The 23,520-nt window shown below is 69.5% G+C and carries 21 protein-coding genes; 19 read left to right on the top strand and 2 right to left on the bottom strand.

Annotated elements, in window-relative coordinates; genetic code table 11:
* On the top strand, positions 1-529 hold a 529-nt coding region (locus tag D7V88_RS20600; RefSeq protein ID WP_244238277.1), incomplete at its 5' end, for an SGNH/GDSL hydrolase family protein.
* A 22-nt stretch (positions 530-551) separates the two neighbouring features.
* Here the strand turns inward: D7V88_RS20600 and D7V88_RS20595 are convergent.
* Entirely contained in the window at positions 552-2,477 is a 1,926-nt protein-coding gene (locus D7V88_RS20595) for a diguanylate cyclase (protein WP_120542353.1), read from the bottom strand.
* Between the two features lie 201 nt (positions 2,478-2,678).
* Here D7V88_RS20595 and pgeF point away from each other — a divergent pair, with 201 nt between their 5' ends.
* The 8 genes from pgeF (at position 2,679) to D7V88_RS20555 (ending at position 11,618) form a co-directional block, all read left to right on the top strand.
* Positions 2,679-3,467 carry a peptidoglycan editing factor PgeF gene (gene pgeF / locus D7V88_RS20590; protein ID WP_120542356.1) on the top strand — a complete coding sequence of 263 codons (789 nt, stop codon included), beginning with the start codon at positions 2,679-2,681 and terminating at the stop codon, positions 3,465-3,467.
* 54 nt (positions 3,468-3,521) lie between these two features.
* Positions 3,522-4,379, top strand: coding sequence for a tetratricopeptide repeat protein (locus D7V88_RS20585; protein WP_372241100.1), 858 nt, complete (start codon positions 3,522-3,524; stop codon positions 4,377-4,379).
* Positions 4,380-4,406: 27 nt separating this feature from the next.
* Positions 4,407-5,630, top strand: a complete 1,224-nt coding sequence (locus tag D7V88_RS20580) for a LysM peptidoglycan-binding domain-containing protein (RefSeq protein ID WP_120542352.1) — start codon at positions 4,407-4,409, stop codon at positions 5,628-5,630.
* A gap of 146 nt (positions 5,631-5,776) precedes the next feature.
* Positions 5,777-6,901, top strand: a complete 1,125-nt coding sequence (locus tag D7V88_RS20575; protein ID WP_120542351.1) for a DNA-processing protein DprA — start codon at positions 5,777-5,779, stop codon at positions 6,899-6,901.
* 23 nt (positions 6,902-6,924) lie between these two features.
* Positions 6,925-9,561 (top strand): type I DNA topoisomerase, encoded by a 2,637-nt coding sequence (topA, locus tag D7V88_RS20570; RefSeq protein WP_372241099.1) that lies wholly within the window; start codon positions 6,925-6,927, stop codon positions 9,559-9,561.
* A 164-nt stretch (positions 9,562-9,725) separates the two neighbouring features.
* Positions 9,726-10,478 (top strand): MotA/TolQ/ExbB proton channel family protein, encoded by a 753-nt coding sequence (locus tag D7V88_RS20565; RefSeq protein ID WP_120542350.1) that lies wholly within the window; start codon positions 9,726-9,728, stop codon positions 10,476-10,478.
* Between the two features lie 25 nt (positions 10,479-10,503).
* Positions 10,504-11,031 carry an ExbD/TolR family protein gene (locus D7V88_RS20560; protein WP_120542349.1) on the top strand — a complete coding sequence of 176 codons (528 nt, stop codon included), beginning with the start codon at positions 10,504-10,506 and terminating at the stop codon, positions 11,029-11,031.
* 2 nt (positions 11,032-11,033) lie between these two features.
* The gene (locus tag D7V88_RS20555) at positions 11,034-11,618 is read left to right on the top strand and encodes an ExbD/TolR family protein (protein ID WP_120542348.1); all 585 of its coding nucleotides are present in this window, start codon (positions 11,034-11,036) and stop codon (positions 11,616-11,618) included.
* A 69-nt stretch (positions 11,619-11,687) separates the two neighbouring features.
* Here the strand turns inward: D7V88_RS20555 and D7V88_RS20550 are convergent, their stop codons facing one another.
* Positions 11,688-12,080, bottom strand: a complete 393-nt coding sequence (locus D7V88_RS20550) for a TraR/DksA family transcriptional regulator (protein ID WP_120542347.1) — start codon at positions 12,078-12,080, stop codon at positions 11,688-11,690.
* Positions 12,081-12,379: 299 nt separating this feature from the next.
* Between D7V88_RS20550 and trmFO the strand changes: the two genes are divergently transcribed.
* From trmFO to D7V88_RS20500, 10 genes are all read left to right on the top strand, one after another.
* Positions 12,380-13,765 (top strand): methylenetetrahydrofolate--tRNA-(uracil(54)-C(5))-methyltransferase (FADH(2)-oxidizing) TrmFO, encoded by a 1,386-nt coding sequence (gene trmFO / locus D7V88_RS20545; RefSeq protein WP_120542346.1) that lies wholly within the window; start codon positions 12,380-12,382, stop codon positions 13,763-13,765.
* On the top strand, positions 13,762-15,384 hold the full coding sequence (locus D7V88_RS20540) for a gliding motility protein (protein ID WP_120542345.1): 1,623 nt from the start codon (positions 13,762-13,764) through the stop codon (positions 15,382-15,384). Before trmFO ends, D7V88_RS20540 begins: the two co-directional genes overlap by 4 nt.
* 116 nt (positions 15,385-15,500) lie before the next feature.
* Positions 15,501-17,759 carry a kinesin gene (locus tag D7V88_RS20535; RefSeq protein WP_120542344.1) on the top strand — a complete coding sequence of 753 codons (2,259 nt, stop codon included), beginning with the start codon at positions 15,501-15,503 and terminating at the stop codon, positions 17,757-17,759.
* A 63-nt stretch (positions 17,760-17,822) separates the two neighbouring features.
* A complete protein-coding gene (locus D7V88_RS20530) occupies positions 17,823-18,725 on the top strand; it encodes a tyrosine recombinase XerC (protein WP_120542343.1) in 903 nt (300 codons plus the stop codon).
* A gap of 48 nt (positions 18,726-18,773) precedes the next feature.
* Entirely contained in the window at positions 18,774-19,151 is a 378-nt protein-coding gene (locus D7V88_RS20525; RefSeq protein ID WP_120542342.1) for a hypothetical protein, read from the top strand.
* A 12-nt stretch (positions 19,152-19,163) separates the two neighbouring features.
* Positions 19,164-19,553, top strand: coding sequence for a DUF1801 domain-containing protein (locus D7V88_RS20520; RefSeq protein WP_167509863.1), 390 nt, complete (start codon positions 19,164-19,166; stop codon positions 19,551-19,553).
* 81 nt (positions 19,554-19,634) lie between these two features.
* A complete protein-coding gene (gene hslV, locus D7V88_RS20515; protein WP_120536022.1) occupies positions 19,635-20,162 on the top strand; it encodes an ATP-dependent protease subunit HslV in 528 nt (175 codons plus the stop codon).
* Between the two features lie 12 nt (positions 20,163-20,174).
* Positions 20,175-21,572 (top strand): ATP-dependent protease ATPase subunit HslU, encoded by a 1,398-nt coding sequence (gene hslU, locus D7V88_RS20510; RefSeq protein WP_120542341.1) that lies wholly within the window; start codon positions 20,175-20,177, stop codon positions 21,570-21,572.
* A 110-nt stretch (positions 21,573-21,682) separates the two neighbouring features.
* Positions 21,683-22,861, top strand: coding sequence for an aspartate aminotransferase family protein (locus D7V88_RS20505; RefSeq protein ID WP_120542340.1), 1,179 nt, complete (start codon positions 21,683-21,685; stop codon positions 22,859-22,861).
* 99 nt (positions 22,862-22,960) lie between these two features.
* A partial coding sequence (locus D7V88_RS20500; protein ID WP_147448788.1) for a J domain-containing protein occupies positions 22,961-23,520 on the top strand: 560 nt, incomplete at its 3' end.

Below are 23,520 nucleotides of genomic sequence, written 5' to 3'. Positions count from 1 at the left end.
GGGCTATCCCGACCGGCTCGCCTCCCGCCTCCGACAGGGTGGCCTGCCGGTGGGCCACACCAACCTGGGGCAGAGCGGCGCGCGCGTGCGCGACGTCGTCACCCACGCCCTCAAGCGCGTCGTCGCGTTGCAGCCCACGCTCATCACCCTGGGCGTGGGCACCAACGACCTCTGGCGCGGCACCGAGGTGGCGGAGTACCAGGACGACCTGGACCGCATCGCCCGGCGCCTGAAGCAGACCGGCGCGTCCATGGTGGTGGTGAACCTGGCCGACATGGCGCTCGCGCCCATCGCGAAGCTGGTGCCGAGCGCGCTGTACGAAGGGCGCATCGAACTGTTCAACGAAGCCATCGCCACGGTGGCCCGCGCGCACGGGCTGCACCTGGTGGACCTGTACACGGCCAGCCGCGAGATGATCCCCCGGCGCTCGGACTTCTTCTCCCCGGACGGCTTCCACCCGTCCGCGGTGGGCTACGAAGAGTGGGCGGACCTGATGCTGCCCGTGGTGCGCACGCTCGTGCAGCGCTGAGCCTCGCGCACCGGCTTGCGCTTCACGCCTTGGCGATGCCCGAGGGGGCAGGGGGCGTCGTCGGAGCGTCGGAGGGCGGGGCGTTGATGCTGCGCTCGCGGCCGGGGTGCATCTCCATGCCCGCTTCGAAACATGTCACGCGGTTGCGGCCCGTGCGCTTGCTGCAATAGAGCGCCGAGTCCGCGCAATCCACCAGCGTCTCCTGCGAGTTCGCGTCCGTGGGGAAGTGCGCGACGCCAATGGACACCGTGACGTGGTTGCCCGGCAGGCCCGGCCGGCCCAGCCCGCCGGACTCCGCCACCGCGCGGCGCAGCGTCTCCGCGACCTCGAACGCCGTCGCCTTGGAGACCTGCGGCAGGAGCAGCACGAACTCCTCGCCGCCATAGCGCCCCAGCGTGTCCACCTTGCGCGCGCGGGTGCGCAGCACGTCGGAGACCCGGCGCAGCGTCTCATCTCCGGCCCGGTGTCCGGCCAGGTCGTTGAGCCGCTTGAAGTGGTCCACGTCCACCATCAGGAGCGCCAGCGGCACGCCGAAGCGTTGGGCGCGCGCCAGCTCCAGGTCCAACCGCTGGAAGAGGTGGCGCCGGTTGGGCACGCCCGTGAGCGCGTCCGTCAGCGTGAGCTTCACCGTCTCCGCGTGCAGGCGCGCGTTCGTCACCGCCGTGGCCGCCTGATCCGCCACCGCCGTGAAGAGCTCAATCTCCTCCGCGGAGAAGCACGCCGTCTCCGGCCGCTGGAAGTTGATGACGCCCAGGAGCGTCTCCGCGTGCACCATGGGCACCGCGAGCAGCGAGCCCTGCTCCGAACCGCCGCGCAGGCCGCGCCGGGCGAAGATGCTGGTGCTGTCGGTGAGGTCCGGCAGGTACACCGCCTTGCGCGTCTGGGCGGCCCGGCCACACGCGCCCTCGCCCACGGCGAAGGTGTGGCCCTCCAGGCCCCGGCCCTTCGGCCACGCGTGCTTCACCTCCAGCATGCCGTCCTCGTTGAGGAGCATGATGGAGAAGTCGGGGATGTGCAGGCGCTCCACCACCATGCGGGTGATGCGCGACAGCAGCTCGTCCAGCTCCAGCGTGGTGTTGAGCGAGCGCGCCACGTCGAAGAGCAGCGACAGCTCCAGCAGGCGCTCCTCCAACTCGTCCTTGAGCGCCAGCTTCTCCTTCACCAGCTCCAGGTCGCGGTGCGTGTCGATCTCCTCCACCTTCATGGAGGTGAGCCGCGCGAGCATCTGGTTGAAGGCCGCGCCCAGCCGCGCGATCTCATCCGTGCCCCGGGCGTCCGCGCGCACCAGCAGGTCTCCGGACTCCGCGCGCCCCATGACCTCGCTCAGCCGCTTGAGCGGACGCGTGAGCACGAAGCGCAGGCTCAGCCACGTGACGAGCGCCAGGATGCCCACGAAGAGCACCATGGCCCCCAGCGCGTCGCCGAACATCGTCTGCAACTGGCGGTGCAGCGCGGGCTCGCCCAGGCGCACCTGCAACACGCCCATGCGCTGCGCGGCCTCGCCGGTGTGGCAGCCAGAGCACTCGGGGCCGCCCAGGGGCCGCACCACCTCCGTGCCGTGGTCGATGGTGCGCGCCGCCTCCTGCCCCGTCGCCGACAGCCGCGCGGCCTCCGGATGCGGGTGGCCCTGTTCGGCCGGACGCCGGCTCCACCGGATGCGCCCGTCCGGCGTCAGCACCCGCAGGTCCTCCACGGAGCGGAACAGCCGCGTGTCCGACGTCAGCACCTCCGCCACCGCGCCGTGCGGAGCAGCGCCCGGCGCCTGCGGCAGGGTGAACGTGGACGACACGAACTCCGCCAGCGCCAGGGCTTCCAGGTGCGTGCCTTCGCGCACGGCCTGCCGCGTCTCGCGCGAGAAGTGCCACACGCCCAGCAACGCCACCACCAACCCTGGCAGGCCAATGCTCCAGAGGAGCTTCCTGCCAATCGTCTCGGAACCCAGGGCCATGTGCGGAACGCAGTGTCTCCGAAGCCCGCGCGTTCTGTGCAGCGGGAAGGAGTGTCCAGAAATTGTCAGGGGGGTGACACGCCCTGTCAAACGTACTCACGTGGAAATATTGAACCTGGACTGCTGTTAGCAGCGAGTTCCTGTTTTCAGGGGCTGCGCCCATCATGGGGCGGAAGGCCCGAGGAAAGCCCCATGTCATCCATGTCCGCGCCTGCATTCCTCACGTCCGCGTTGTTGCCGGTGCCGCACGGCTTCGCCACGCGCGAGGGAGGGGTGTCGGAAGGGCCCTACGCGTCGTTGAACCTGGGGTTCTCCGTGGGCGACGAGCGCTCGCGCGTGGAGGAGAACCACCTGCGGCTGGCCCGGGCAGTGGGCGCGAAGCTGGGCGCGCTGGGCCGGGTGTCGCAGGTGCACGGCGACCGGGTGCTGGAGGTGCAGGGCGAAGCCGACGACGTGCTGCGCCCGACGCTGGGTGACGCGGACGCGCTGTGGACCGAAGGGGAGGGGAGCTGGGTGGCGGTGGGCACCGCGGACTGCGTGCCGGTGCTGCTGGTGGATCCGCGGGGGCGCCGGGTGGCGGCGGTGCACTCGGGCTGGAAGGGCACGGACCTGGAGATCAGCGCGCGCACGGTGGAGGCGCTGGTGGCGAAGGGTTCGCGGCCGGAGCACCTGCTGGCGGCGGTGGGCCCCTGCATCCAGGCGTGCTGCTACGAGGTGTCGGCGGAACTGGGGGAGCGCTTCCGGGCGCGCTTCGGTCCGGAGGTGGTGCGCGAAGGCGTGAAGCCCCACCTGGATCTTCCCCGGGCGGTGAGGGCCTCGCTGCTCAAGGCGGGCCTGAAGCCGGAACACGTGGACGTGCTACAGGCCTGTACGGCGTGTGAGCGCGAGCGGTTCTTCTCCCACCGGCGGGACGCGGGGCTCACGGGCCGGCACCTCAATTTCGTGCTACACCAGTTCGAGCGTCCCGTTCCAGACCGGCCGTTTTCTTGACGGTCTCCGACCGGCCTTCCTATCCTCGACGCGGAATCTCCTCCGTCCAGGCTCGTGCCGGTGCGCCCCTTCTTCTTCCGCCTGTTTGCTGTCGTGGCGCTGTGCGCGCCGACTGGTTGCGCCACCACCGCCGCTTCCCAGGCGGAAGTGGGGCGGCTGGAGGCGGAGCTGCGCACGCTGCGCGTCACCCAGGCGAAGCTGGTGGAGCGCCTGGAGCGGCTGGAGAACCGTGATGCCGTCGCCCGCGCCCGCGCCGTGACCGCCCCCGCCGCGTCCACGCCAGCGACGCCGGCTTCGGCGGCCGCGAAGAAGGCTGACGCGGCCTCCGCCGACGAAGGCCTGGGGCTGCCCCCGTCGGAGCTGGCGGTGGTGCGGCTCAAGCCGAAGAAGGAACCGGCCCCGCGCATCGCCACGGCGGTCGCGGTGTCGGAGCCGGATCCGGATCAGATGGAGATGTTCATCAGCCCGGCGGATGGTTCGTCGGGGACCGCATCCGCGTCTCCGGGCCGCGTGGAGGTGCCGGACAAGGATCCGGCCATCCTCGAAGCCGAGTACGAGCACGCCGTGGCGCTCCTGCGCACCGGCAACGTGGACGGGGGCGTGGAGCAGCTCACGCGCTTCGCGGAGGAGAACCCCCGCCACCCCCGCGCGGACAACGCGCTGTACTTCACCGGCCTGGGGCAGATGGGCCTCCAGGACACGGCCAGCGCCGCGAAGACGTTCGAACGCCTCATCAAGACCTACCCCGCTGGGGATGCCATCCTGGACGGCATGCTCCGGCTCGCGGAGTGCCGGGTGCGGCTGAATCAGGCCGTGGATGCCAGGGCCCTCTATACTCGCGTCGTCACCCAGTTCCCGGGGACGGCCGCCGCCACGCAGGCGGAGCAGCGGCTCGCCGCGCTCTCGCCGTAAGCCCCTTTCGTGAAAGGACGTCGTCCGATGCGCTCCCGGATCCTCGCCTCCCTGCTCGTGCCCCTCGCCATCTCGCCGGCGTGGACGGCCCATGCCCAGCAGCAGGACGCGCAAGAGGAGGAACCGCAGCCGGCCAGCAGCGAGACGGAAGGCCAGGACATCTCCGACGAAGCCCCGGAGCGTCCCACCTCCGTCACGCTGCCCCCCGGTGCCCCCCAGGGCCGCGAAAGCGCCCCCGGTCAGGTGCACACGGTGGAGGGCGGCGACACGCTGTGGGATTTGTCCCAGCGCTACCTGGGCAGCCCCTGGTACTGGCCCAAGGTCTGGTCCTACAACCCGCAGATCGCCAACCCGCACTGGATCTACCCGGGCAACAACGTGAAGTTCTTCCCCGGCGGCGAGGAAGTGCCGTCGCGCGTGGAGGCGGGCGACCTTCCTTCCGACGACGTGGCGGCGCCCCAGGACGTGAGCGGCGGCAGCCTGGTGTCGGTGGTGGGCAAGATTGGCTACGACGCGTCCTCGGCCCGGCCGGTGACGACCAAGGGCTTCGTGACGTCGCGTGAGCTGGACGAGGCGGGCCGCATCGAAGGCTCCCCCTCCGAGGCGCTGATGCTGTCGGCCCCGGAGCGGGTCTACCTGCGCTTCAAGAAGAAGGGCGCCGCCAAGGTGGGGGACCGCTACGTCATCTTCCACACCGTGGAGCCGGTGAAGCACCCGGTGACGGGCGCCAAGGCGGGCTTCCTCACGGAGCTGCTGGGCACGGTCCAGGTGACCGCCATCAACGACGACATGGTGACCGCCCGCATCATGGAGACCTGGGACCCCATCGAGCGCGGCAACTACGTGGGCCCCTCCAGCGAGCGGCTGTCGGAGCGCGTGGCGCCCAAGCCGAACTCCAAGGAGATCCCCGGCTACGTGCTGACGCCGATGACGCCGGGCCAGACCGTGCTGGGCGAGCACCACTTCATCGTCGTGGACCGCGGCACCGCGGACGGCGTGCAGGTGGGCAACATCTTCACCATCGAGCGCAAGGGCGACCCCAGCCTCGACGTGCTCGGCCGCGGCGACTCGAAGCCGGGCGAGGTCAAGAAGGGCCAGCGCGTCTACCCGTGGGAGGGCGTGGCCCAGTGCATGGTCACCGAAGTGCGTGAGCGCACCTCCAACTGCATCCTGACCCGCTCGCTGGTGGAGATTTCCGCGGGCGACCGCGCCACCATGCGCAAGTCCGGGACCCCCACCGCCAGCCGCTAGGCGCGGGCTTCCGAACGGCAGGAAAGCTGCATTCCGGCCCGCCCTGGAGGGGCGGGCCGCTTGACCACCGATGTTCCGGTGTTATGTGTCACGCCCCTCCCGGGCCCACCTCCTCTATATAGGTGGGAAACAGGCGGGGGACGGGCATGACAGAGACCGACACGGGCACACCCACCGGAGAACACCGCGCCTGTCTGGCGCTCTGGGCCATCCCTGGCCTGGGGCCCCGGACGTTGGACGCGGTGCGTGCGTTCGCAGGGGGGCAGTTGTCCCGCCTCGCGTCCGCCCCGGTCCGGGACTGGGTGTCCGACGTTCCGGTGCCCGCACCCGTCCGGCAGCGCCTGGCCACCGTCGCTTCGCTGGACGACCTGGCCTCGCGGGTGGAGTCCGCCTGCGACGCCGCGGGCATCCGGGTGGCCTTCGCCGGCACGCCAGCCCATCCCGGCCGGCTGGTGGGGCTGGAGGACGCGCCGCCGCTCCTGTTCTACCGGGGCGAGCCTGGACCTCCCCGGCGGCGGCTGGCGATGGTGGGCAGCCGCCACCCCGACCAGGGCTTCCTGCCGTTCGCGCGCACCTTCGCCCGGCAGGTGGCGGAGGCCGGCGTGGGGGTGGTGTCGGGCGCGGCGGAGGGCGTGGACCGGGCCTGTCACTGGGGCGCCCTGGACGCGGCCGGTGAGACGTGGGCCTTCCTGGGGTCGGCGTTGGACCAGTTGGATCCCGCCCAGGCCCGCCTGCTGCCGCACTTCCTTGCTCGGGGTGGGGTGTTCTTCAGCGAACTGCCGCCCGGTGTCCGGGCAAGCACGACGACCTTCCCCCGGCGCAACCGACTCATCGCTGGGGCGTCGGATGCGGTGCTGGTGATGCGAGCCGGGCTGGAATCCGGGAGCCTGTACACGGCGGACGCGGCACGGACGCAGGGCCGTCCGGTGTTCGCCCTGCCCGGGGATGTCTGGCAGCCGGCGGCGGCGGGTTGCAACGCCCTGCTGGCGGACGGGCGGGCACGGGCATGCACGTCGGCTGAAGCGATCTGCGCGGTGGTGGGGGTTCATTCCGGCCGGGCGGTGCCGCCGGGGCGTGAAGGAGGTTGGTGGGAGGCGCTGTCCGTGGAAGCGCGCGGGGCTTATGGGCTGTTGGACAGGGTTCCCCGGTCTTTTGACGAGGTGCTCGCCCAGAGCCCGCTGTCCCCCGCCGCGCTCACGAGCGCCCTGGTGGAGTTGGAATTGTCGGGGCTGGTGGTCCAGCACCCGGGTAAACGGTACGAGAAGGTTTGAAGGCAGTCCGAGGTAGGAGAGCCATGGCCACGCGGAAGAAGACACAGGCGGCGCAGACGGAAGCGGCGGCGGAGGAGACGGCCAAGAAGGCGCCCGCGAAGAAGAAGACGGCGGCCAAGAAGGCCCCCGCCAAGAAGGCGCCCGCGAAGAAGAAGACGGCGGCCAAGAAGGTGTCGGCCAAGAAGACGGCGGCCCGTCGCCGTGGCGCGGACGGCGAGGACCTCCCCACCGTGGACGCGGATGCCGACGCGGAAGAGGAAGTCCCTGAACGCCGTGGCAAGGGCCCGCACTACCTGGTGGTGGTGGAGTCTCCCGCCAAGGCCAAGACGATCAAGAAGTACCTGGGCTCTGGCTACACGGTGAAGGCGTCCGTGGGGCACGTGAAGGACCTGCCCAAGAGCAAGATTGGCGTCGACGTGGATGACGACTTCAAGCCCGAGTACACGGTCATCAAGGGCAAGGAGAAGGTCCTCAACGAGCTGAAGAAGACGGCCAGGACGGTGGACCGCGTGTTCCTCGCGACGGACCCCGACCGCGAGGGCGAGGCCATCGCCTGGCACATCAAGGAAGAACTGGCCCACCCCGACTCCCTCCGGGTGACCTTCAACGAGATCACCAAGAAGGCGGTGCAGGAAGCCATCGCCAATCCGCGCGAGCTCAACCAGGACAACTACGACTCGCAGCAGACCCGGCGCATCCTGGACCGGCTCGTCGGCTACCAAATCTCGCCGTTGCTCTGGAAGAAGATCCGCCGGGGTCTGTCCGCCGGCCGCGTGCAGTCCGTCGCCGTGCGCCTCATCGTGGAGCGCGAGACGGAGATCAAGGCCTTCACGCCCGAGGAGTACTGGACGCTGGACGCGCTGGTGCAGGGCCCCCAGGGTCCTCCGCCCTTCAAGGCCAAGCTGTCCCGCGTGGATGGCAAGAAGGTGGAGCTGAAGGACCGCGCCACCACGGACGGGCTGGTCGCGGAGCTGAAGGACGCGCCCTTCACCGTCACCAAGGTGGACCGCAAGGAGCGCCGCCGCAACGCGCCCGCGCCGTTCATCACCTCCAAGCTCCAGCAGGAGGCCGCCAACCGTCTGCACTTCACTGCCAAGAAGACGATGACGCTGGCGCAGAAGCTGTACGAAGGCGTGCCGCTGGGTGAGGAGGGCCAGACGGCGCTCATCACGTACATGCGTACGGACTCCACGCGTCTGTCGGACGACGCCGTCACTCAGGTGCGGGAGTTCATCGGCCAGAAGTACGGCGCGGACTACCTGCCGCCGGAGCCCATGGTCTACAAGAGCCGCAAGAGCGCCCAGGACGCGCACGAGGCCATCCGGCCCACGTCCCTGGAGTACCCGCCCGAGCGCGTGCGTCCCTTCTTCGACGCGATGGACGAGTCGGACATGTTCCGCCTCTACGAGCTCATCTGGAACCGCTTCGTCGCGTGCCAGATGAAGCCCGCCGTGTACGACCAGACGGCCGCGGACATCACCGCGGGCCGCGCCACCTTCCGCGCGTCCGGCAGCACGCTGAAGTTCCCGGGCTACCTGGGCGTGTACGGCGCCGGCCTCACGCCGGAAGAGGAGTCCGAGCGCGACAAGGCCAAGGCCGCCGGTGAAGACGGCGCCGAGGACGTGGTGGGCGAACTGCCGCCCCTCAACGAGGGCGAAGTCCTGGCCCTGCACAAGCTGCTCAACGAGCAGCACTTCACCCAGCCGCCCCCGCGCTTCAGCGAGGCCACGCTGGTGAAGGAGTTGGAAGAGCGCGGCATCGGGCGTCCGTCCACGTACGCGGCCATCCTCTCCAACATCCAGGACAAGAAGTACGTGGAGAAGCTGGAGAGCCGCTTCCGGCCCACGGACCTGGGGCAGATGACGAACGAGCTGTTGGTGAAGCACTTCCCCCATGAGCTGGACGTGTCGTTCACGGCCAGCATGGAGGAGAAGCTCGATCAGATCTCCGACGGCGGCGCGAGCTGGAAGACCGTCCTCCACGACTTCTACGGGCCCTTCAAGGAGACCCTGGAGAAGGCCGAAGCGGAGATGCGCGACGTCAAGCGCGAGGAGATCAAGACCGACATCGCCTGCGAGAAGTGTGGCAACCCGTTCGTCATCAAGTTCGGGAAGATGGGCCACTTCCTCGCCTGCTCGAACTACCCCGACTGCAAGAACACCAAGGACTTCAAGCGGGACGCCGAGGGGAAGATCGTCATCGTGGAGGAGGAGACCACGGACGAGAAGTGCGAGAAGTGCGCCAAGCCCATGGTGATCAAGCGCGGCCGGTTCGGACGCTTCATGGCGTGCTCGGGCTACCCGGACTGCAAGACGTCCAAGCCCATCTCCATCGGGGTGAACTGCCCGGAGTGCAAGGTGGGCTACCTCACCGAACGCCGCAGTGGCCGGGGGAAGATCTTCTTCGGCTGCAACCGGTATCCGGAGTGCAAGTTCGCCGCGTGGGACCGGCCGCTCGCGGAGGCGTGCCCTCAGTGTGCGTCGCCGTACCTGCTGCAGAAGTACTCCAAGCGGGACGGGGCCTACATCTCCTGCCCGAACAAGGAATGCGACTACCGCCGCGAGGTGGTGGAGCAGGGCGGCCTGGGCGCTCCGGGAGAGGTCGCCGTGGGGACTGCCGCCGAGGCACCGGTCGCTCCCCCGCCTTCTTCGGCGGCCTGAGCGGAAAGCTGAGTCATTCCAGGGGGCTGGCTTGGGCCCCCTGGCTTGACACCCTCTCGGGCGAAGTCCTACAAGTCCGGATTGCTCCCGGCCCGTGATCGCAAGCCTCCTGCCCGTTCGCGGCAGGGGTGCGCGCGGGGGGCAGCGAAAGGACGCACTCCGCGATGAATCCCTCCGTGAACGCGTTGTTGAGCATGGTCTTGGCCGAGGCGGCTCCCGCGGCTGGCCACGCTTCCTCTGGAGGCCTGGTGGACTTCGTGTTCACCGCGTTCGACGCCGGCGGCCACTTCATGCTGGTGAACCTGTTCTGGCTGCTCGCCTCGCTGGCGGTCATCGGGGAGCGCGCGGTGACGCTGCTGTACCGCTACCGGCTCAACGCGAGCGCGTTCATCGAACAGGTCCACAAGATGGTGCGCAGCGGCAACCTGGACCGCGCGGTGAAGTTCTGCGGCATGGCGCCGCGCTCGCCGCTGGCCCGCGTCATCCGCGCGGGGCTCATCAACGCGAACCGCGGTGAGCTGGAAGTGGCCAAGGCCGTGGAGGAGGCGCTGGCGGAGTACACGCCGCACGTGACGCGCCGGGTGCAGTGGCTGTGGTCGCTCGCGAACATCGCGACGCTGGTGGGACTCGTCGGCACCATCGTGGGCCTCATCGGCACCTTCCGCGCGCTCGGCAACGTGCCGGCGGAGCAGAAGCAGGCGCTGCTCTCCAACGGCATCTCGGAGGCCATGTACAACACGGGCTTCGGGCTCTCCATCGCCGTCATCTGCATCGTGGCGCACCTGTTCTTCCACACGTACGCGAAGAACATGGTGGAGACGGTGGAGTTGAATGCGCTGAAGCTGGAGAACCTGCTGTCGCGGCGCGGCTCGCTGGAAGTCGTCCCGTCGGATTCCGACGTCCGGGCGGCGTCGTAGTCCCCGCTGGCTTCCGGAGCCACGCATGGCGTTCTACTACTCCCGCCGCAAGCTGAAGCCGAGGGAAGAGGAAGAGGGGGGCGAGCTGAACATCGTCCCGTACCTCGACATCCTCATGAACCTCATCATCTTCATGCTGCTGTCCATCACAGGCCTCACGGCCTTTGGTGCGCTCAACGTGTCCGCGCCCACGTATGGCGGCGCCTCCGCCAGCGGGGGCCAGGCGGATCCGGACGCGCCCAAGCTGATGCTCCAGGTGCTCATCTCCGAGAAGGGCCTCTACGTCCGGGGCAACGGCAAGGAGGCCGCGGCGCCGGAGGGGGATGCGCCCACGCTGCCGGTGCTCGCGGGCGGCACCTATGACTACGCGGCGCTCAACGCGCGGCTGGTGAAGATCAAGGCGGAGTTCCCCCAGGAGACGAAGGTCATCGTGGCGGCGGATCCGAACGTCCCCTACGAGGCCCTCATCCACACGATGGACGCCCTGCGCGAGACGGCGGGCCCCACCGAGCACAAGCTGCTCTTCCCCGACGTCACCTTGAGCACCCTGTAGCCATGTCCGAAACCGCGCCGCCGACCGCCGCCGAAGCCGAACAGCTCGCGCGCATGCGCTACCGACGGGCCCTCGCGCGCAAGAAGCGCAAGGAGCGTGAGGCCGCGTCGGAAGTGAAGGAGCTCAACATCACCGCGATGATGGACATGATGACCATCATCCTGGTGTTCCTCCTGAGGTCCTTCGCGTCGTCCTCCGCGGCCGTCACCGCGTCCGAGGACGTCCGTCCGCCGGTGTCCTCCACGCGCGCGACCCCCAAGGACACGGTGGCCATCACCATCACCCCCAAGAACATCCTGGTGGGGGACCGTGAGGTGGTGCGGCTGGTGGAAGGACGCATCCCGGCGACGCAGTTCCCCGAGGGCAACAATCGGCTGGTGCTGGGGCTGGATGAGCAGTTGAAGAAGGAAGTGAAGAAGCTCAAGTTCATCGCCGAGCGCAACCCGGCGGCGCCGTTCAGCCACGAGCTGTCCGTCATCGCGGACAAGGCCGTGCCGTACGACCTGCTCGTCACCGTGCTCTACACGGCGGGCCAGAACGAGCTGGAGAACTACCGCTTCATCGTGCTCCAGCGCGACGCCAACTAGGCGCCCTGTCGCCGGACACACGACTCCCCCGCGCGGGATGGACGCACGGGGGAGCGCCTGACGGCTTCGCTAGAGGGACAGGCTGCCCGTGTGGCGCGCGGCGTCGCGCGTCTCCTGCTCGTGCAGGGCGGCGTCTTCCTCGCAGCGGATGGCGAAGGGCATGGCCTCCAGTCGGTCCATGGAGATTTCGTTCCCGCAGTCCACGCACTCGCCGAACACGTCCGTGTCCATGCGGCGCAGCGCGGCGTCAATGAGCATGATCTCCCGGCGCTGGGCTTCGATGAGGGTGGAGAGCGTGTAGTCCGCCAGCTCCGCCTGCGCCTGCTCCTCGTACTCGGGATCGCGCTCCTGATCCTTCAGCGCCATCAACTCCCGGCGAGCGCCCGCCTGGGCCTCCTCGGTCGTCTTGCGGCGTTTCTGCAGCAGCTCGCGGATCCCCAACAAGTCCTTGGCTCGGCTCATGGCGGCGTCACTCCCATCCCGGTTCACGGTTGAACGGCGCTCGCGGTCGGCGGTGTCATCCCGGCGCGAAGACCGCGAGAAACCTAGGGTTGGATCCCAGGTGGGGAAACCTCGCCTTCCTTCCGGCACGCCCGGTGGGAAGCAGGGCAGGCGGGCAGCCGTGGGCAGGCCGGAAAGCGGAAAGAGAACGCGGGGTTGCCGCGCCGCTTTCACGGCTGGGAAAGCGCGCGACCTTCCTGCTAACAGGGACGCCCGGGGTGCCCTGGAGTGCCAGACGCCCCCGGTGCGCAGGAGGTTGCATGTCGGACGTGAAGCAGCGGGTGACGGTGATTGGCGGGGGCCTGGCGGGCACCGAGTGCGCGTACCAGCTCGCGCGGCGCGGCGTGCCGGTGGTGCTGCGCGAGATGAAGCCGCACAAGCGGTCCCCCGCGCACAAGTCGGACACGCTCGCGGAGCTGGTGTGCAGCAACTCCCTGCGTTCGGACAACCCGGAGAGCGCCATTGGCCTGCTGCACGCGGAATTGCGCGCGCTGGGCTCGCTGGTGCTGGGAAGCGCGGACCTGCACCGCGTGCCCGCCGGTGACGCGCTGGCGGTGGAGCGCGAAGGCTTCTCCCGCGAAATCACCACCCGGCTCCAGTCCGGCGTGGGCGTGGAGATTGTGGGCGGCGAGGTGGAGCGCATCCCGGACGAGGGCGTGGTGGTGGTGGCGACGGGGCCTCTGACGTCGGACGCGCTCACGGCGGAGCTGGAGCGCCACGTGGGCACGAAGCTCTACTTCTACGACTCCATCGCGCCCATCCTGTCCGGGGACTCCATCGACATGGAGGTGGCGTTCCGCCAGAGCCGCTATGGCAAGGGCGGCGGGGATGACTACCTCAACCTGCCGATGACGCGCGACGAGTACTACCGCTTCGTCAACGAGGTGAAGGCGGGCCAGAAGCTGGTGCCGCACAGCTTCGAGGAACCGAAATACTTCGAAGGGTGTCTGCCCATCGAGGTGATGGCGGAGCGCGGAGACGACACGCTGTCCTTCGGGCCGCTCAAGCCGGTGGGGTTGAAGGACCCGCGCACGGGGAAGGACCCCTACGCGGTGGTGCAGTTGCGCATGGAGGACAAGGCGGGCACGGCGTGGAACATGGTGGGCTTCCAGACGCGCCTGACGTGGGGCGAGCAGAAGCGCATCTTCATGTCCTGCATCCCGGGCCTGCAGAACGCGGAGTTCCTGCGGATGGGGCAGATCCACCGCAACACGTTCATCGACTCGCCGCGCCTCCTGGCGGAGGACCTGTCGCTGAAGACAGAGCGGCGGGTGTTCTTCGCGGGGCAGGTGACGGGGGTGGAGGGCTACGTGGAGAGCGCGGCGTGCGGCTACCTGGTGGCGCTGGCGGTGCATGCGCGCCTCACCGGCACGGCGTTCGTGCCGCCGCCGGCGACGACGGCGCTGGGGTCGCTGTACCGGCACGTCACGGGGGAAGCGCACCCGCCGGATCATCCGCACCAGCCCACCAACGTCATCTACGGCCTGTTCCCGCCCCTGTCCGGGCGGATGAAGAAGGCGGACAAGCGCGCGGCCTACTCGGCGCGGGCGAAGCAGGACCTGGCGGCCTGGCTGCCCCACGCGGGCGTCGTGGAAGCGGGCGCGGCCCAGGCAACGGACCCGACGCAAGAACAGAGGAGCGCATGAAGCGACCTGGGATGTGGGGCCTCGTGGCCCTGCTGACGGTGGTGGGGTGCAGCAAGAAGAGCGACGACGGCGCCGCTCCGTCTCAGCGCAGCGCCGCCAAGGACGACACGGTTCGCAGCGCGGCGAAGGGCGCGGCGTTGGTGGGCGGGCAGGGGCAGCAACTGGCCGCGGGCCGCGCGGCGGATCTGCGCCTGTCCCCGGACGGGCAGTTCGCCACGTACCTGCTCAACGGACAGAAGCCCCGGCTGGACGGCATCCCGCCGCAGATGCTGGTGGGCACGCTGTACGTGGTGCCGGTGGCGGGCGGCAAGCCGCGCGAGCTGGGCAACGGCGTGACGAACGTCCCCGGCAGCCTGCTGTTCTCCGCGGACTCCCGGCACCTCTTGTACGTGACGGGCTACAACCCGGCCTCGCAGTCCGGTGAGCTGCACGCGCTGGCCGTGACGGACGCGGCGGCGCAGCCGGTGACGCTGGGCACGGCGGTGAGCTACCTGCTGCCCTCGCCCGACGGCGTCAGCGTGGCGTTCGTGGACGCGGGCGTGCTGAAGCTGGGCCCGCTGCCCGCGGGGCCTTTCGAGGACGTGGCGGCGGAGGTGAGCACCGCGCAGTTCACGTCGGACGGCAAGACGCTGCTCTTCAAGCGCCGGTTGTCGGCCGCGAGCGGTCTGGCCGCGGTGACGGTGGGCTCCAAGGAGCCGCCGCGCAAGCTGGCGGATCAGGTGGGCGACTACCAGGTGTCTCCGGACGGCAAGCGCGTGGCGTACCAGGTGCGCAGCGAGTCCGTGCGCAGCATGTATGACCTGTACCTCGCGGAGGTGCCGGCGCTGAAGGGCCAGCGGCTCGCGGTGGGCTCGAAGGTGTTCGGCTTCTCTCCGGACGGCCAGTGGCTGGCGCGCACGGAGAACGGCAAGCCGGAGCTGCTGGGCGACCTGTACGTGGGCCCCGCGTCCGGTGGGCCGGGGCGCAAGGTGGGCGAGGCGGTGGAGGAGATGGCGTTCGCGCCGGACTCCAAGGCGGTGGGCTTCCTGGAGAAGTACGACCAGCCGTCGCGCGCGGGAGCCATGAGCGTGGCGTCGCTGCCGGACGGCGCGCCCAAGCGCGTGGGGGACCGGGTGCCCAACTTCGTGTGGGGTTCGGACAGCCGCTACGTGGCGTTCCTGTCGCGCTTCGTGAGGCCGGTGTTCTCCGTGGACCTGATGCTGTACGCGCTGGGTCAGGAGAAGGCGGAGAAGGTGCAGCCGGGCGTGTTCGGCTACGGCTTCACGCCGAACAACGGCGCGGTGGTGTTCCGCACCAACTGCATCCGCAACGGCCGCGCGTGCGACTTCAAGGCGCTGGAGCTGGGCGAGAAGCAGGCCGAGGCGAAGACGTGGATGCAGGGCATCTTCAGCTACAAGATCTCCAACGACGGGGCCCGCATCCTCGCGACGTACGCGCGCATGGACTCGGACACCTACGACGTCGCCATCTATGACGTGAAGACGGGGGCCCGGAAGACGCTCGACCAGGGCGTGCAGGTGCCCACGTACTTCGGCGGCAAGGACGACGCTCGCGCCGTCTACATCATCGGGCAGGGGCAGAACCCTGGCGTGTACAGCGCCATCGCGTCACCGCAGTAACCGGCAGTAGCCGTGGACCCGGGGGTGGAGGGCGGCCTCGCCTTCCGCCCCTTCGGGTCCGGCTGATGCTGTTGAGGCGTGCACAGTCGGGGCGGGTGTGGTGTCTTGCCCGCCGAATGGCACAACTCGTCTATCGGCGCTACGGCGGCTCCCTCCAGGTCGACATCCCCGACTTCCACACGCTCACCGAGGCGGTGCGGATTCCCGCGACGCAGTGGATGGCGCTCGCGTGTCCGCTGGAGGGCATTGCGTGTGACCCGCGCTTCCTCACGCTGATGGACGCGGACGGCAACGGCCGCATCCGGGTGGAGGAACTGCGCGCCGCGGTGGACTGGACGGCGGCGCGGCTGAAGGACGCGAAGGGCGCGGACGCGGGCAGCGACGTGCTGGAGCTGTCGTCGCTCTCAGACACCGCGAACAACCTGCGCGGCGCGGCGGATCTGGTGCTGCGCACGCTGCACGCGCCGGACGCCACGCGCCTGTCCCTGGAGCAGCTTCGCACCAGCGACAAGGCGCTGCGCGATGCGGGCACCAATGGCGACGGCATCATCGCGCCCACGTCGCTGCCGGAGCGGCTGCGGCCCCTGGCGCAGGCCATCATCGCGGCCTTCCCGGCGGTGACGAACCGCGCGGGGCTGGTGGGCGTGGACGCGGCGCTGGTGAAGCGCTTCCGCGAGGAGCGGACGGCGCTGCTCGCGCACCTGTCCGGACGGGACGCGGTGTTCACCTGGGGCACGGCGAGCCTGGAGCAGGCGAAGCGCATCCACGACGTGGCGCCGCTCTTGGATGGCTACTTCGTGCAATGCCGGCTCGTCGCCGCGCAGCCGGAGGCCGCCGCCAGCCTGCGCCTGCGCGCGGAGCGGGTGGAAGGGGCGCTGGGGGACCTGGGCGCCATGGGAAAGGCCGCGGGCGAGCTGCCCATCGCGCCGCCGGATCCGACGGGCGTGCTCGTGTGGGCGCGGCTGTACCGGGGCCCCGGCTACGAACGGTTGGAGGCCTTCCACCAGGAGGTGGCGACGCCGCTCCTGGGCGACGGCCTGAAGCTGACGGACACCGCGTGGAAGGAGCTGTCCGCGAAGGCGGAAGGAATCCTCGCGTGGCAGTCGAAGCGGGACACGCACGCGCTGCACGCGGTGGCGGACACGCTCTCCACCGTGTCGGACGAGGAGCTGGACGCGCTGGAGGCGGCGAGCCGCGAGGACCTGTCGCTCAAGGGCACTTTGGACGTCATCGCGGAGCTGGAGCGGCTGGTGCTGTACCAGCGCTGGCTGCTGGTGTTCGCCAACAACTTCATCAGCATGCCCAGCCTGTACCTGCCCAAGCGGCGGGCGCTGATGGAGCGGGGCACGCTCATCCTGGCCGGGCGCAAGTACACGCTGTCGGTGCTGGTGAAGGACCGGGCGGCGCACTCGGCGCTGACGGGGCAGGGCACCACGTGCATCCTCTACGTGAAGGTGCTGCCCAAGGACGGCGCGGAGGGCTACGAGGTGGCGGTGCCCGTTACGGCCGGCCGCAGCACGGAGCTCGTCGTGGGCAAGCGCGGCGTGTTCTACGACGTGGATGGCGTGGAGAGTGACGCCATCGTCACGCAGGTGGTCCGCCAGCCGGTGTCGCTCTGGGAGTCCATGACGATGCCGTTCATGCGCATCGGCGCGTTCATCTCCGGCAAGGTGGAGAAGCTGGCGGCGTCGGGCGAGAAGGAGTTCGATTCGTCGCTGGAGCAGGGCTACACGCAGGCGGTGACGGCGCCCCCGGCCGGTGCGGCGCCCGCGGCGGCGGCCCCGGCGGCGCCCGCGGCGGGAGGGCTCGCTGGAGTGCTCGCGGCGGGCGGCATCGCGTTCGCGGCGCTGGGTTCGTCGCTGGCGTTCATCCTCACGCAGGTCAAGTCGCTGACGCTGGTGGACGTCATCACCGCGGCGACCATCCTGGCCATCGTGGTGATGGCGCCCGCGGGTCTGCTCGGGTGGATGAAGCTGCGGCGGCGCAACCTGGCGCTGCTCCTGGAGGGCTCCGGCTGGGCGCTCAACGACCGGCTGATGCTCACCCGGGATGTGGCGACGCTCATCACCCGCCGCCCGAAGCTGCCGAAGAACGCGCGCGTGGACCGCTCCGACCTGGTGCGCGGGGCGCTGCGCCACACGCAGGACGACGACGAGAGCGACGGTATGTCCCTGGGGGCCCGCATCGGCCTCACGCTGCTCGTGCTGTTCATCCTGCTGTGGCAGGTGCGCGCGTCCATCACGGAGTGGATGTGCACGCATCAGTGGCTGTCCGAAGACAGTTGCCGGGTCTTCCTGCCCAAGCTGGTGCCCTCTGAACTGCCGGGGGCGCCGGTGGTGGTCCCCGCCGCTCCGGCCCCGGTGCCCGCGAAGTAGGTGGTGCTCGCGCGCCGTCGTGAATCTTGCGAGGCTCGGGGAGGCCCCTAGGCTTCCCCGACCATGTCGACCCTGTCTCCGCTCCTCGAGAAGTTCCGCGCCCACCTGGAAGACGAGAAGGACGCGTCACCGCACACGGTGCGCAACTACCTCATCGACCTGGTGGACTATGAGCGCTACCTCGTGGAGCGGATGAAGTCGTCGCTCCTGGCCGGCACGCACGCGGCCATCCGGGGCTACCTGGGCACGCTCAGCGTGGACCACGCTCCCGCCAGCCGCGCGCGGCGGCTGGCGAGCATCAAGTCGTTCTACAAGTACCTGGTGCGCCAGAAGCTCCTGTCCGCCAGCCCTGCGAAGCTGGTGAAGAGCCCCAAGCTGCCCAAGACGCTGCCCAAGGTGCTGCCGGTGGAGGAGGTGTTCGCCATCCTCGACATCCCGGACGTGAACACGGTGCTGGGGCTTCGCGACAAGGCCATCCTGGAGATGCTGTATGGCGGCGGCCTGCGCATCAGCGAGCTGTGCGGCCTGTCGCTGCTGGGCGTGGACCGCGGCAGCCGCATCGTCCGGGTGATGGGCAAGGGCAGCAAGGAGCGCCTCATCCCGCTCAACGCGAAGTCCATCCGCGCGTTGGAAGCGTACCTCGCGCGGCGCGGCGAGCTGCTGGCCACGGTGCACGCGGGGCAGGATCCGGACGCGCTGTTCCTCAACTTCCGCGGCGGCCGGCTGACGCCCCGGAGCATCGCGAGGCACCTGGATGCGTACGTGCTCCAGCTCGCGCTGGCGCGCAAGGTGAGCCCGCATGCGATGCGCCACTCGTTCGCCACGCACCTGCTGGGCGGCGGCGCGGACATCCGCAGCATCCAGGAACTGCTGGGCCACGCGAGCCTGTCCACCACGCAGAAGTACACCCACGTGACCTTCGAACAGTTGCAGGAGGTCTACGACGCCTCGCACCCTCGCGCGTGACGAACCGCAGGGTGGAACTCCCGTGCAAGTCTGTCCGGTGGAGAAGTCATGAACTCGTTGAGCATGTCGATTCATGATGCCGAGGTCGTAGGTATTCGTTCCAATCGCGATGCTGAAACCCTGACCTTCGACCTCGTGCTCGAAAACAAGAGGGCGCTCCTGCTCGAGTTCAAGGGCGCTCTGCACTGGGACCTGGAGCGATACGTCACCCAGAACGTGCTGTACGGCATCGACGAGTGGCGGGGAGACCAGGAGAGTACGCTCCAGGTCTGCGCGGAGATCGGGTTGGATGCCTTCTGGGTCGAAAAGATCAAGGCCGGTGAGTTCACTGTTTTTGAGATCGATCCCGCCGTGGGAATGAGGGGCTACGTGATCGCGCGCACCATGGAGGTGCGCATCGCCCCGGTCCTCCCTGCGACCCGTTGAAAGGGCAGGCACATGTCGAACCGGAGTGATGAAGTCGAAGCGTTCATGGCGGAGCTCGAACATCCGTTGAAGGCGGAGATCGAAACCGTGCGCAGCGCCATCCTGGCCTCCGACAAGACGCTCACCGAGCGCATCAAGTGGAAGGCCCCCAGCTTCTGCTACGCGGGTGATGACCGGGTGACGTTCCGGCTGGCCCCCAAGGGCATCTTCCAGGTCATCCTCCACCGGGGCGCGAAGGTGAAGGACACGGCGGGCTTCGCCTTCGAGGACGACTCGGGCCTGGTGAAGTGGGCCGCGGTGGACCGGGGCATCGTCACGCTCCAGGACGCGAAGGACGTGAAGGCGAAGAAGGCGGCCCTGGTGAAGCTGGTGGGCCGGTGGATCCAGGCCACCGTGGCCTGAAAGGCCCTCACAGGGTGAGGGAGCGGACAGCCGGGCCGTGTTTGCTGGTGGGGGCGGGGCGGGCTTGTTAAACCTCCCGCCATGTTCCACGGCACCACCATCCTCTGCGTCCGCCGCGACCAGAAGGTCGTCATCGCGGGCGACGGCCAGGTCAGCCTCGACAAGACCATCATGAAGAACACGGCGCGCAAGGTGCGCCGCATTGGCGACGGGCAGGTGCTCGCCGGCTTCGCGGGCAGCACCGCGGACGCCTTCACGCTCTTCGAGCGCTTCGAGGCCAAGTTCAAGGAGCACCAGAAGAACCTGACCCGCGCCTGCGTGGAGCTGGGCAAGGACTGGCGCACCGACCGCTTCCTGCGCCGCCTGGAGGCGCTGCTCATCGTCGCGGACCGGGAGAAGACCTTCATCCTCTCCGGCGCGGGCGACGTCATCGAACCCGACCACGGCATCGCCGCCGTGGGCAGCGGCGGTTCCTACGCGCTGTCCGCCGCGCGCGCGCTCCAGGCGAACACGCAGATGTCGGCCCGTGACATCTGCACGCAGTCCATGGCCATCGCCGCGGACATCTGCGTCTACACGAACTCCAACGTCACCTACGAAGAGCTCTGAGAGGGCCGCCCCGTGGCCGAATCGCGCAAGTTGTCCGCCTTCACGCCTCGCGAGGTCGTCAGCGAGCTGGATCGCTACATCGTCGGCCAGAACGACGCCAAGCGCGCCGTGGCCATCGCGCTGCGCAACCGCTGGCGCCGCCAGCAGGTCTCCGATGACCTGCGGGATGAAATCCACCCGAAGAACATCATCATGATCGGCCCCACCGGCGTGGGGAAGACGGAGATCGCCCGTCGGCTGGCGAAGCTGTCCCAGGCGCCCTTCGTCAAGGTGGAGGCCTCCAAGTTCACGGAGGTCGGCTACGTGGGCCGCGACGTGGAGTCGATGATCCGCGACCTCGTGGAGGCGGCCATCGCGCTCGTGCGTGAGGAGGAGACGGAGAAGGTCAAGCCGCGCGCGGAGGAGCTGGCCGAGGACCGGCTGATGGAGCTCATCAAGAACGGCGGCGCGTCCCGCCCGGCCGCATCACCGCCTTTCGGCTTCTCGCCTCCGCCGCCCCCGGCGCCGTCAGCGCTGGGCGACAGCGAGCGGGAGAAGCTGCGCGCCCAGCTTCGCGCCGGCACGCTGGATGATCAACACGTGGAGGTGGAGACCAGCGAGAGCAGCCCCACGTTCATGCGCAACTTCAGCGGCCAGGGCATGGAGGAGATCGGCGTCAACCTCCAGGACCTGTTCAAGAACATGCCGGGCATGAAGAACACCCGGAAGCGCCGCGTGCGCGTGCCCGAAGCGCTCCAGATGCTGCGCGCGGAAGAGGCGCAGAAGCTGGTGGATCCGGACCGCGTCCAGCGCGAAGCGGTGCTGCGCGCGGAGTCCAGCGGCATCGTCTTCATCGACGAGATCGACAAGATCGCCAGCCGCGAGGGCGGCAAGGGCGGCGGGGGCCCGGACGTGTCGCGCGAAGGCGTGCAGCGCGACATCCTGCCCATCGTGGAGGGCTCCTCCGTCAACACGAAGTACGGGCAGGTGAAGACGGACCACATGCTCTTCATCGCGGCGGGAGCGTTCCACGTCTCCAAGCCGTCGGACCTCATCCCGGAGTTGCAGGGCCGCTTCCCCATCCGCGTGGAGCTGGAGGCGCTGTCCGGCGAGGACCTGGTGCGCATCCTGCGCGAGCCGAAGAACTCGCTGTTGCGCCAGTACACCGCGCTGCTCGCCACCGAGGGCGTGCGCCTGTCCTTCACGGACGACGCGGTGTCGGAGTTGGCGCGCATCGCCCAGCAGGCCAACGACCGGACGCAGAACATTGGCGCGCGGCGCCTGCACACCGTGCTGGAGCGGCTGCTGGACGACGTGTCCTTCACCGCCAGCGAACAGGGCCCGCGCGACTTCCAGGTGGACGGCGCCTATGTGCGCGAGCGCCTGTCCGCCATCGTCCAGGACGAGGATCTTTCGCGCTACATCCTCTAGGCGCGCTAGCGTCCTTTTCCGTTGTCCCCCGCGCAGCACGAATCGTGAGGAAGACCGCCTTGTCGCAACCGTCGCCATCCCCCGTCGCCGCCCCTGGCAACGACGCCCTCATGCAGAAGGCGAAGCAGCACCTGCTGCAGAACTACAAGCAGCAGCCCATCGCCCTGGTGCGAGGGCTGGGCACGCGGGTGTGGGACGCGGACGGCAAGGCGTACCTGGACTGCATCGGCGGCATCGCCGTGTGCGCCCTGGGCCACTGCCACCCGGAGGTCGTCGCGGCGGCGAAGGCGCAGTTGGACCTGCTGTGGCACGTCTCCAACGTCTTCTATTCGCAGCCGCAGATCGACCTGGCCGCGCAGTTGACGGACTGGGCGGGCCTGCCGCGCGCGTTCTTCTGCAACTCCGGCGCGGAGGCCAACGAGGCCCTCATCAAGCTGACCCGCAAGGTGATGAAGGACCGGGGCACGCCGGAGCGCTTCGAGCTCATCACCTTCGACAAGAGCTTCCACGGCCGCACCCTGGCCACCGTCACCGCCACCGGCCAGCCGAAGTACCACGCGGGCTTCGAACCGCTGCCCGCGGGCTTCAAGCACGTGCCGTACGGGGACCTGGAGGCGGTGCGCCGCGCCGTGGGCCCGTCCACTGCGGCCATCCTGGTGGAGCCCATCCAGGGCGAGGGTGGGGTGCGCATGTCGCCCCCGGGCTTCCTCCAGGGCCTGCGCGCGCTGTGCGACGAGCACGGCCTGCTCCTGCTCGTGGACGAGGTCCAGACGGGCATGGGCCGCACCGGCCTGCCCTTCGGCTTCATGCACGACGGCATCCAGCCGGACGCCATCAGCATCGCCAAGGCGCTGGGCAACGGCCTGCCCATGGGCGCCATGCTGTGCCGCGAGGAACTGGCGAAGAGCCTCACCCCCGGCACCCACGGCTCCACCTTCGGCGGCAACCTGGTGTCCGCCGCCGCGGCGAATGCCGTCCTGCGCCTCTTGCGCCAGCCCGGGCTGCTGCCGGACGTGCAGGCGAAGGGCGAGCACTTCCTCGCGGGGGCGCGGACGCTCCAGGCCGCGCTGCCGGACGGGCGCATCAAGGCCGTGCGGGGCAGGGGATTGTTGCTGGGCATCGAACTGGATCGGGAGGCCGCGCCCATCATCGCGAAGCTGCGCGATGCCGGACTGCTGGTGAACTCCGCGGGGGACATGACGCTGCGCTTCGCGCCTCCGCTCATCATCACCCGGCAGGAACTGGACGAAGCCCTGGGCATCCTCCAGCGTGTGCTGGCTTCCCTGTAGCCGCCTTCCCTCGAAGGGGCCCGTCACATCCGGGGCGTTTGACGCCTTGCGTCCCGGACACCTACACTTTGGGATTCGCCTGCCGCGGAACGTGTGACCTTGAGCGCGCCCAACCCCATCGTCGGCCTGGGGGGCCGGACCGACCACATCGCCACGGTGCCCCACCTGGACCCGTCCCGCCTCCAGCTCAGCTCGGAGGAGGGGTCGGTGCTGGCGCTGGTGGGCCGTGTCGAGCGCATCGACGCGGTGCTGTCCCGCTCCTCGCTGGGCGAGGCCCGCACCATCGCCGTGCTGCTGTCCCTGCGCGCCAAGGGCGCCATCGTCCCCGCGCGCGTGGTGCAACGCGCCACCCCCGCCGCCCCGGCCGTGGATGCCTCCATGGCGGAGGAAGTGGACCTGGAGCCCGAACAGAAGCGCGAAATCATCGACCTGGAGCGCGCGCTGGACGGGATGGACCACCACGCGGTGCTGGGCGTGCCCCGGGGCGCCACCGCCGCCGAGGTGAAGCAGGCCTATTACAACGCGTCCCGGCGCTTCCACCCGGACCGCTACTTCGGCAAGAACCTGGGCAGCTTCCGAGCCCGGCTGGAGCGCATCTTCAAGCGCCTCACCGACGCCCAGAACGCGCTCAGCCGCGCGGAGCCGCCCCCTCCCGTCGC

This window comes from Corallococcus terminator (assembly GCF_003611635.1).
Classification (GTDB): Bacteria; Myxococcota; Myxococcia; order Myxococcales; family Myxococcaceae; genus Corallococcus; species Corallococcus terminator.
Note: the sequence above shows the minus strand (reverse complement) of the source record. Positions and strands in the feature narration are given on the sequence as shown.